A 2,099-nucleotide genomic window follows, 5' to 3' on the forward strand; every position below is an offset into this window, starting at 1 on the left:
TCGGAGAAACTAGCTGCATTAACAGGGGAGAACCCCACAAAGGACGAAGCTACCAGTACTAATACCAGCAGCCCCACTGCAATTTTCTTCACACCCCACACCTCCTATGTGAGAAAGTTGTAATTTATTATACCACACCACTGAATACTTAGAATACTTGCTCAATACTAAAAAAGGCGGCCGTTGAGAGCCGCCCTTTTTTAGTTGGTTATGTGGGGAAAGTTATTTTATGATTCTCTATACCAGTAAGCAATGTTCCATGTGTGCGCTGCAACATCCAAACCCATGTCATAACCTTCAATATTCAGCTTAACTGCGTCATGCTGATCTGTCCAGAGTATAGGAATTTCTGGCATGTAAACAGCAAAGTAATTCTTCTCAAAGTTCTTGTAAGCTTGGGTGCGTTCAGATGTGTTAAAGCTATTCCACTTTACAATTAGAGCATCAGCTTGTGCGTTTCTGAACCCACTGTAGTTCTGACCCTGGTACCCATTGGCTTCAGATGGAATGTAATTGGACTGATACATGGTATTTCCACCAGGTTCGAGGATACTGCTTTGTCCCCACGAGAAGAGTGCTATCTCAAACTGCCTGTGCGGCAGTACATTGTTGAAGAAAGCACTGGAATCTAATGCCTGCATGCCGAGATTGATTCCAACTTGCTTGTATTGCTGTTGAACAAGCTGAATCACTCTTATCGGATCAGTAGAGTTACCCATGTTTGCTGTCAGGCTAAGCTTTTTCCCTGCTTTGGCATAAATGCCGTCGCTTCCCTTGGTAAAACCGGCTTTCTGGAGAAGGGTATTAGCCTTTGCCGGATCGTAAACGTATATGCTCTTAAGCGATGAATCGTCAAACGGGCTACCAGGTGATACAAAGTTGTAGCATACTGGTCTCATCCCGTAATAGATACGGTTAGAAATATCTTGACGGTTGATTGCATAAGAAAGAGCTTGCCTTACGTTGTTGTTGCTCAAGAATGGGTGCGTGTATGCCACTCCGGGTTTTGGATTCTTTGGTAAGTTGTTTGGATCATCAAAGTTTACTGTGAAGTGCTGCCAGTAAACAGAAGGAATGCTGTTGATTTTATAAGTCTTTAAGAAAGTAGAGTTTGCAGAAAGAGTTTTAGAATTTTGTGTATTTATAACACCCATGATAGCTGCGTCTGGCTGACCCCTCAATAGTTCTGCCAAACCAGATTCAACACTTCTGAATGCAATAATAACTTTGTTGAACAATCCGCCACCAAGGAAGTAATTGGTATCAGGTGCAAATTCGATGTAGCTCTTCTGCACCCAGTTGGTCACTTTGTAAGGACCAGTGTGCATGGGTTTTGTGTTGTAAGAGCTATTTACTATGGCCTCAACTTTGGCATCGATAGTTGATTTTAAGTTCTTTGGTAAAGTGTAGGATTGGTCAGCTAAGTATTCAGTTCCGTTATGTTTGAGTACGAAGTCTACAGTCTTGGGGAAAGACAGTGTGGTTTTTAGAACGTTCTGTTCAAACCAGTGTTTCGGATATAACGGTAAACCATACTTCGCATAAATGTTGTAAGGATTGCTCTTGTCTACTGCTGTGAAATAAACCCTAATGGTGTAGTTGTCAAGCTTCTCAATCCTTGCTATGCTGTCATAGGGGTCAATACTTGGAACAGGCATGTTATTAGCAAGATAAAGTAATGTTCCGAAAATGTAATCATCGGCTGTAATAGGCTGGCCATCACTCCACTTAAGGCCTTGCCTTAAGCTAAAGTCATACCTCATGTAAATAGGTACTTTGGTGCCGTCTTGCAAGGTAATGGTTTGCGGTGTGCTGTAAATGACTTGTTTGCCATTCTCAGTGGTAGGTACCCAACGGCCAAGTTGTGGCCACCAGTTGCCTCTCCAGTCAGAACCTTGCTCGGAATCTTGAATAAGAGCAAGAACCTGAGTCATAGCTGCCATGGAATCTAAAGCGCCAAATAATGTAGCTGGCTCTTCACTTTCTATGACGTAGAGCTGGCCGCCTTTTTTAACAGGCCATTTCATCTTGTAAATGGTGTACGCCGCTTCACCTCTGGTTGCAGCTTTGTCTGCTGCAATCAAACGTCCCGGTTGCCT

1 protein-coding gene is annotated in these 2,099 nt (G+C 43.0%); it reads right to left on the reverse strand.

Features of this window, described 5'->3' with window-relative positions; all coding sequences use genetic code 11:
* Window positions 1-227: 227 nt before the first annotated feature.
* On the reverse strand, window positions 228-2,099 hold a 1,872-nt coding region (locus D890_RS0107430; RefSeq protein ID WP_018963892.1), incomplete at its 5' end, for a peptide ABC transporter substrate-binding protein.

It is taken from the genome of Coprothermobacter platensis DSM 11748 (assembly GCF_000378005.1).
GTDB lineage: Bacteria > Coprothermobacterota > Coprothermobacteria > Coprothermobacterales > Coprothermobacteraceae > Coprothermobacter > Coprothermobacter platensis.